7 protein-coding genes and 1 pseudogene are annotated in these 7900 nt (G+C 64.2%); 6 read left to right on the top strand and 2 right to left on the bottom strand.

The window, feature by feature from the left end; translation table 11 throughout:
• From ABWP84_RS17515 to recA, 4 genes are all read left to right on the top strand, one after another.
• Positions 1 to 555 (top strand): flagellar biosynthetic protein FliR (locus tag ABWP84_RS17515; RefSeq protein WP_353213313.1); only part of this gene is annotated, 555 nt, incomplete at its 5' end.
• Between the two features lie 3 nt (positions 556 to 558).
• Positions 559 to 1611 carry a flagellar type III secretion system protein FlhB gene (locus ABWP84_RS17510; protein WP_353213312.1) on the top strand — a complete coding sequence of 351 codons (1053 nt, stop codon included), beginning with the start codon at positions 559 to 561 and terminating at the stop codon, positions 1609 to 1611.
• Entirely contained in the window at positions 1608 to 3074 is a 1467-nt protein-coding gene (locus ABWP84_RS17505) for an ATP-binding protein (protein WP_353213311.1), read from the top strand. The genes ABWP84_RS17510 and ABWP84_RS17505 overlap by 4 nt, the downstream gene beginning before the upstream one ends.
• 135 nt (positions 3075 to 3209) lie before the next feature.
• Positions 3210 to 4247, top strand: coding sequence for a recombinase RecA (recA, locus tag ABWP84_RS17500; protein ID WP_353213310.1), 1038 nt, complete (start codon positions 3210 to 3212; stop codon positions 4245 to 4247).
• A 6-nt stretch (positions 4248 to 4253) separates the two neighbouring features.
• On the opposite strand, the gene motA is transcribed toward recA, so the two are convergent.
• A complete protein-coding gene (motA, locus tag ABWP84_RS17495; RefSeq protein WP_353213309.1) occupies positions 4254 to 5120 on the bottom strand; it encodes a flagellar motor stator protein MotA in 867 nt (288 codons plus the stop codon).
• Positions 5117 to 6187: a flagellar motor protein MotB gene (locus ABWP84_RS17490; protein ID WP_353213308.1), complete on the bottom strand. Its 1071-nt coding sequence runs from the start codon at positions 6185 to 6187 to the stop codon at positions 5117 to 5119. Before ABWP84_RS17490 ends, motA begins: the two co-directional genes overlap by 4 nt.
• A gap of 289 nt (positions 6188 to 6476) precedes the next feature.
• Here ABWP84_RS17490 and atpH point away from each other — a divergent pair, with 289 nt between their 5' ends.
• Together atpH and ABWP84_RS17480 are read left to right on the top strand one after the other, a co-directional pair.
• Positions 6477 to 7022, top strand: coding sequence for an ATP synthase F1 subunit delta (gene atpH / locus ABWP84_RS17485; protein ID WP_353213307.1), 546 nt, complete (start codon positions 6477 to 6479; stop codon positions 7020 to 7022).
• A 3-nt stretch (positions 7023 to 7025) separates the two neighbouring features.
• Positions 7026 to 7900: pseudogene (locus tag ABWP84_RS17480) on the top strand (F0F1 ATP synthase subunit alpha); the annotation flags it as partial.

Genomic DNA, 7900 nt, shown 5'->3' with positions numbered 1-7900 from the left:
TTGGGCCTCATCCTTGGCGAGGTGGCGATCGGCCTTTGGCTGGGCAGCCTAGCGCGGTTGCTGGCCAGCGCCATGGCCCAGGCCGGCCAAATCATCGGCACCATGATGGGCCTGAGCAGCCCCTTGCAGGGCGATCTGATGCTGGGGGCGCAAGGCACGCCGCTCGGCCGGCTGTTTGGTTTTGTCGCCACCGCGCTGATCCTGAGCACGGGGCTCTACGCATTGCCGCTGGCAGCCTTGCTGCACAGCTACACCATCCTGCCCGCCGGCACCCTGCCCGCCGCCACGGCGGCCGAGGCCATGGCCGCGATGGTGGCGCAGAGCTTCGCATTGGCGCTACGCCTCGCCGCGCCCTTCATTCTGGCGGGGGTCTTGTTCAATCTGGGCCTTGGGCTGGTGGCGCGGGTTGCCCCCCAGGTGCAGATCTTCGTCGTGGCCGCGCCGGCGCAGATTCTGGCTGGCTTTGGGCTGCTGATGCTGCTGCTGCCGGCCATCCTCACGCTGTGGCGCGGCGCGATGGAGGGCGGCTTCAACGCCCTTCCCGGCGCGCCCTGAGCCATGGCGGAGCAGGACAAATCCCAACAAACCGAAGCGCCATCCAGCCGCCGCCTGCGTCGGGCGCGCGAACAGGGCCAGGCCCCGCTCAGCAAGGAGGCGGTGGCCTTCGGCACGCTTGGCGCCGCGGGCATTGGCATGGTGACGCTGCTGCCCGCAGCGTTGCAGGAGGGGTTGCTCGCGCTGCGTGGTGTGCTGGCGCGCAGCCATGCCCTCGCGGCGCAAGAGGTGGCCGGGGGCCTGCTCTCGCTGTTTCTATGGACCTGCCTGCCGGTCATCGGCTGCGCAGCACTGGGCGCGGTGGTCGCGACCATGCTGCAAACCCGCGGCCTGGTGGTGCTGAACCTGCTGATTCCGCGATTCAGCCGGCTCAATCCCATGGCCGCGGCCAAGCGGCTGTTTGGTGGCGAACAATTGGCCGAAACCGGGCGCAATATACTGAAATTGCTTATCGTGGCTGCCGCCATCGGCTTCATCGCGGGGAATATTGCCGGCCTTAACGCCAGCCTGCAAATGGATGGCGCGAGGCTGCTGGGCGGCATTGGCAGCGCCTCGCGCAGCCTGCTGCTGGTGGCGCTCGGCGCTTTCGCGCTTCTGGCTGCGGCCGATGTGCTGCTCACCCGTCGGCGTTATCTGAGGCAATTGCGGATGTCGCGCCAGGATGTGAAGGACGAGATGAAGGAAAGCGAAGGTGACCCCATGGTGCGGGCCCGCCTGCGGCAATTGCGCGAAACCATGGGCCGCCAAAGGATGATGGCGGCGGTCCCCACCGCCACGGTGGTGATCACCAACCCCACCCACTACGCTGTGGCGCTGCGCTATGTGCCCAAGGAATCGGCGGCACCGCGGGTGGTGGCCAAAGGGGTCGACCGGGTGGCCGAACGCATCCGCGAGGCGGCGCGGGAGGCCGGCGTTCCGCTGCTGCCCAATCCCCCTCTTGCACGCGCGCTGTGGAAATTGGACGTGGACACGGAAATCCCGCCGGAGCATTGGGAAGCCGTGGCCGAAATCATCGCCTTCGTCATGCGCCCACGCGGCGCCCAAGCCCCGCCATGAGGCGGCGCGCCGAGCAGGATTGGCAGGCTGGCGCGGCCGCAATGCTGGCGGCATGGCCCGAACCCGCCGCCCTGCTTGACCGGCAGGGGCGGCTTTTGGCGATCAATGAGGCCGGCCGGGCGCTCTTGGCCGTGGCCCTGCCCACCCGGCCGGGCGATGATATCCGCGCTTGGTTCCCTCTTGCCCAACAGCCGGGCTTTTTGGCTGCCATCGCCCATGGCAGCGGCCGGATGCCGCTCACAATGAGCCCCCCCCTCGCCGCGCCGCGTGTGACCGAGGTGGTGCTGCAACCGCTGGAGCAGAATGCGCTGCTGCTGCGCCTGGGCGCCGAAGCACCCCAGGGCCGGGAGGAAAGGCTCGCCCTGCTGGGTCGTATGGCCGGGGGTGTAGCGCATGATTTCAATAATCTACTGGCCATTGTTATGGGTGCCAGCGCCGCAGCTGCCGCCGCTGCCGATGCCATGGAGCGCGGGCGCGAACTCACGGCCATTGATGCCGCGGCGGAACGCGGCGCGGCGCTGGTGCGGCAATTGCTCGCCTTCTCACGCCAACAGGTCCTTACGCCGCGTATCCTACCGCTGAATGACGCGGTGGCCGCCATCGGCACCCTGCTGCCCCGGCTTTTGGGCACAGCCATCACGCTTGAGCTTGCGCTGGAGGAGCCTGGACGGTTGGTGCTGGCAGACCCCACGCAACTCGACCAGGTGATCATCAATCTGGTGGCCAATGCGCGCGACGCCATTCAGGGCTCAGGCAAGGGCGGGCTGATTCGGCTCGCCACGGGGCGGCGGGTGGTGCTGGGAGCGGACAGCGAAGATGGGCTGCCACCCGGCCGCTATGCCAGTATCATCGTGGAAGATGACGGGCCGGGCATCCCGCCCGCCCTTATGGCGAAAATATTCGAACCCTTTTTCACCACCCGGATAGACCAAGGCGGCACAGGGCTGGGTCTGGCCACGGTGCAGGGCATTATCGCCCAAAGCGGCGGGCATATTCTGGCCGAGTCGCCACCAAGCGGCGGCACCCGCTTCACCATCCTCTTGCCCCGGCAGGAGGTGCAGGCCGCTGAAGCGCCGCAAGCCCGCCCACCCGCCGCCCCTGCCACCATTTTGCTGGCCGAGGATGAACCGGCGCTGCTGCGCCTGGCCAGCCAGGCCCTGGGGCTGGGTGGCCACACCGTGCTGTCGGCGGCGGATGGCTATACCGCAATCGAGATGATCGAGGCCGGCGCCCGGCCGGAACTCCTGGTATCTGATGTGTCAATGCCGGGCATGGATGGCGTGGCGCTGGCCCGCGCCGCCCGGGCAATCTGCCCAGGGCTGCCGGTGCTGCTGCTCTCCGGCTATGCTGCGGCCACGCTCGGCGTTGATATGGCGGCGGAGGGTTGGCATTTCCTGGCCAAACCATGCCATGGCGAGGCGCTGCGCGAGGCCGTGGCCGCCGCTCTTGCCAAACCGGGCTGAAGAGAACATTATCAGAACAACGCCGCTCAAGGCTTTATTCACTTGGCTGTGAGCCACCCATGGCTTTAGGGTGGAATAGGCGAGTGATTGAGCCAAATTGCGCGCAAAAGTTGCGACCAAAAAGGGGTTTCAAGCATGGATAAGGGTAAAGCGCTGGAAGCGGCGCTCAGCCAGATCGAGCGGTCCTTCGGCAAGGGCTCGATCATGCGCATGGGCTCGAAGAGCCTGATTGAGGATATCGAGGTGATCTCCACCGGCTCGCTGGGCCTGGATATCGGCCTGGGGATCGGTGGGCTGCCCAAGGGCCGCATTGTTGAGATCTACGGCCCGGAAAGCTCAGGCAAGACGACGCTGGCGCTGCATGTCATTGCAGAAGCACAAAAAGCCGGTGGCACCTGCGCCTTCATTGATGCCGAGCATGCGCTCGACCCGGGCTATGCCCGCAAGCTGGGCGTGAATGTGGATGACCTGCTGATCAGCCAGCCTGACGCCGGCGAGCAGGCGCTGGAAATCGCCGATACGCTGGTCCGCTCCGGCGCGATTGATGTGCTGGTGGTCGATTCGGTCGCCGCCCTGGTGCCCAAGGCCGAGCTTGAGGGCGAAATGGGTGATACCCATGTCGGCCTGCATGCCAGGCTGATGAGCCAGGCGCTGCGCAAACTCACCGGCAATATCAGCCGTTCAGGCTGCCTGCTGATCTTCCTCAACCAGATTCGCCTAAAAATCGGCGTGATGTTCGGCAACCCCGAAACCACCACCGGCGGCAATGCGCTGAAGTTCTATGCCTCCGTCCGCATGGAAATTCGTCGCACCGGCGCAATCAAGGAGCGTGAGGAGGTGGTTGGCAATGCCACCCGGGTGAAGGTGGTGAAGAACAAGATGGCCCCGCCGTTCCGCCAGGTTGAGTTCGACATCATGTATGGCGAGGGCATTTCCAAGGTTGGCGAGTTGATCGACCTGGGCGTGAAGGCCGGCGTGGTGGAGAAATCCGGCGCCTGGTTCAGCGCCGAAGGCCAGCGCATCGGCCAAGGCCGGGAGAATGCCAAGCAATTCATGCGCGACAATCCAGCACTGGCCAATGCCATCGAGAAAAAAGTGCGCGATCAGTCGGGCGTGGTGGCCAATGCGATGATGACCACCCCCGATGCAGAGGAAGCGGCGGCCGCCGAATAGCCGCCATCAGGCAATCGACAGGTCCTGGAGCGAGGCTTCTAGTTCCTGAAAACTTGGCATGATCGAGGTGGGGGCGATTTTGCGCCCCGCCTCCACGCTGATCTGCGGCGCATTGCCGTGCAAATGGGCCACCAGCACAGCGCGGATCACCTCGTAGTAGAGCGCCTCCTCATCGACCACGCCCTTTAGCCGCGTGGCCATAGGCCCCATCAGCCCATAGGCCAGGAGCACGCCCAGAAAGGTGCCCACGAGTGCGCCACCGATCATGCTGCCCAAGACGGCCGGTGGCTGGTCAATCGCGGCCATGGTCTTGATCACGCCCAGCACCGCCGCCACGATGCCCAGCGCTGGCAGGGCATCGGCCAGGGATTGCATAGCGTGGGAGGGGTGCATCTCCTCCTCCTTCATTTTCTTCAACTCGCGCGCCATGATGTCCTCGATCTGGTGCGGATCATCGGCGTTCATGCCCGCCATGCGCAGGTAGTCGCAGATCATCACCACCGCATGATGATCCTTTGCGATCTTGGGGAATTTATTGAAAGCAGCGCTTTCCTCAGGCCTTTCGAGATGCGGCTCAAGCGCCATGGCGCCCTTACTTTTCGCCAGACGTACAAAATAATATAACAACGAAAGTAATTCAGTGTAGTCATTTTTGTGGAAGCGGCTACCTTTAAGTATTTTACTAAAGCCACCGAGCGTGTGTTTAATGCCATCCATCGAATTTGACATCACGAATGTGCCAATCGCCGCCCCGCCAATCATCATCATTTCATAGGGAAGCGAATGTAAAATGATACCAAATTTGCCGCCAGCCATGGTGTAACCACCAAACACTGTCACCAGCAGAAATACCAACCCGCCAATAATGTTCATCGTGGCACGCTGGTCACGGCCCGTGGAGCCTCCGCCTGCCGCAGCAAGGTGATGGCAACACGGCGATTGCCGGCGGCACCGGGCTGGTCAGGAAGGTGCGGCTCGCGGTCGGCCATGCCGGCCACGCTGCGGATTCGCCCCTCCGCCACCCCCGCATCCAGCAACAAACGCCGCGCTGCATTGGCGCGCTCCACCGACAATTCCCAATTGCTGCGCCCCTCGCCGCGAAAAGGTGTCGAATCGGTGTGGCCGGCGATGTGGATGGGGTTCGGCAGCCGGCCCGCCGCCGCTGAGACGGCGCGGATCAAGGCACGGGTGCGCTCATTGGGCTGGGCATTGCCGCTGGCAAACATCGGCCGACCATCGGCATCCAGCAATTGAATGCGAAGACCCTCCGGGGTCACCTCCACGCTCAACTGGCGGGCCAGTTCCGCTGTTGCAGGATCGGCGCTGACGGCCTGGCGCAGCATATCGGCCACCTGTTCCATGGCCCGCTGCTCGCGCCGGGCGAGTTCGAGGCGGAGCGAGGCATCGGTCATTCTCGCCGTGGTATCGGCCAGCAAATGGCCTCCCCAGCGCTCATATTCGCCCTGTCGGGCATCATCCCTCGCCGCAAGGCTGGGCTCATGGCGCAGGACGAGCGGCCTGTTCTCTTCATCCGGTCCTGGCGGCCCCTGCCGACGTGTGACGGGCTGCACATCAGGCTCTGGTTCCTCAACATCATTCTCGACATCGCTGCGAACCGGCCGCTGCCCGCGCTCGACGCGGATCGAACCCGTGTCGCGCATCAAATTCCCCTCACTGTTGATGGTCGTACCCCCGAAAGGCAGGCCCATGCCGGTGGTGCTCGTCGAGATCGGCGTGGTCGGATTGAAATAATCGGCCAGCCCCCGCCGCTGTTCCGCTGTGGTGGCATTGAGCAGCCACATGAGCAAAAAAAATGCCATCATCGCCGTCACGAAATCGGCATAGGCCACCTTCCAGGCGCCGCCATGATGCCCTTGCCGGCCCTCCTCAATGCGCTTGATGACAATGGTGCCACCCTCGCCCTTCTTGCCTTTGGCCATTTATCATCCCGCCCGATTACCAGCACAGCCTCGCCCATCTCAGGGCGCAAAACAGCGCCCGGGGATACGCCCTCGCCACCCTCAGACTGAACCCGAAAGGTAAACGGCCACCTAACCGCGCAGTTTGTTGCAGCGCAGCCGCCTTCCCTCGGTTGCGGGGCTGGTAACAGCATGGTAAGGCCCCGCCGCCGCTACGGGAGACAAACCCGCAGCGCTTCAACGCCTCAGAGGTCGGGAATTCCCAGTGGTTGACAGTACTTCCGCCCAGATAGCGCCTAACCCCACTGGCTTGGCCGATCGTTACGCCTTGGCCCTGCTCGGCCTGGCCGATGATATGCGTCAGGCTGAACCGGGCGCGCTTGACCGGATCGCGACCGACCTTGAGGCCGTGCTTGATCTGTGGCGCCATGACGAGGGTTTTCGTTTCTTCGTGGCTGACCCGCGCTTGGCTGCAGTGGACCAGCGCAATGGCGCCTTCGCCATTCTCGAGCGCGGGGGCATCGGCACCGAGGTGCGCAACCTCGTGGGCGTGCTCATCACCAATCGTCGCCTGGGCCAATTGGCCGCAGTGGCAGCCGCCTTTGGCGTCAAGCTGGCCGAGCGCCGCGGCCAACAGGTCGCCGAAGTCACCACCGCGCATGCCTTGAGCGATACGCAGCGCGCCCAGATCACCGCCCGCCTGACGGAGGCCGGCTATTCCGGCGTGCGCCTGCGGGAAACCCTGGACACCACCATATTGGGTGGGCTGATCGTGCGGATCGGCTCACGCCTTTACGACAATTCCATCAAATCCAAATTGCAGCGTTTGCAATACGCCATGAAGGGGGCCGCCTGAGCCATGGACATCCGTCCCGCCGAAATTTCTGAGATCCTGAAGGGCCAGATCGCCAACTTCGACAGCGAAGCCAATGTCGCTGAAGTGGGCACCGTTCTCACCGTGGGTGACGGCATTGCCCGTGTCTACGGCCTACAAAATGTGATGGCCGGTGAGCTGGTCGAATTCCCCAATGCCGGCCTGAAGGGCATGGCGCTGAACCTCGAAACCGACAATGTCGGCGTCGTGATCTTCGGCGATGACAAGAACGTCAAGGAAGGCGACACGGTCAGCCGCACCGGCAATATCGTTGACGTTCCGGTCGGCAAGGGCCTACTCGGCCGCGTGGTCGATGGTCTGGGCAACCCCATCGACGGCAAGGGCCCGATCGTGGGTGAGCGCCGCCTGGTCGAGGTGAAGGCCCCGGGCGTCATTCCGCGCAAATCGGTGCATGAGCCGATGCAGACCGGCATCAAGGCGATCGACAGCCTGATCCCCATCGGCCGCGGCCAGCGCGAACTGATCATTGGTGACCGTCAGACCGGCAAGACGGCCGTGATCGTCGACACCATCATCAACCAAAAGCCGATCAACCAGGGCACGGATGAGAGCAAGAAGCTCTATTGCATCTATGTCGCCATCGGCCAGAAGCGCTCCACCGTCGCCCAGCTGGTCAAGCAGCTGGAAGAGAGCGGCGCGCTCGAATACTCGATCATTGTGGCCGCCACCGCTTCCGACCCGGCGCCGATGCAGTTCCTCGCGCCCTATACGGGCTGCGCAATGGGCGAATATTTCCGCGACAATGGCATGCATGCCGTCATCTTCTATGATGACCTGTCCAAGCAGGCCGTCGCCTATCGCCAGATGTCGCTGCTGCTGCGCCGCCCGCCGGGCCGCGA

It is taken from the genome of Rhodovarius sp. (genome assembly GCF_040399605.1).
GTDB lineage: Bacteria > Pseudomonadota > Alphaproteobacteria > Acetobacterales > Acetobacteraceae > Rhodovarius > Rhodovarius crocodyli_A.
Note: the sequence above shows the minus strand (reverse complement) of the source record. Positions and strands in the feature narration are given on the sequence as shown.

Coding starts and splice junctions, on each gene's coding strand:
- ABWP84_RS17505 (WP_353213311.1), top strand. CDS start 1,608: ATGAGGCGGCGCGCCGAGCAGGATTGGCAGGCTGGCGCGGCCGCAATG.
- ABWP84_RS17490 (WP_353213308.1), bottom strand. CDS start 6,187: ATGGCCAAAGGCAAGAAGGGCGAGGGTGGCACCATTGTCATCAAGCGC.
- ABWP84_RS17510 (WP_353213312.1), top strand. CDS start 559: ATGGCGGAGCAGGACAAATCCCAACAAACCGAAGCGCCATCCAGCCGC.
- recA (WP_353213310.1), top strand. CDS start 3,210: ATGGATAAGGGTAAAGCGCTGGAAGCGGCGCTCAGCCAGATCGAGCGG.
- motA (WP_353213309.1), bottom strand. CDS start 5,120: ATGAACATTATTGGCGGGTTGGTATTTCTGCTGGTGACAGTGTTTGGT.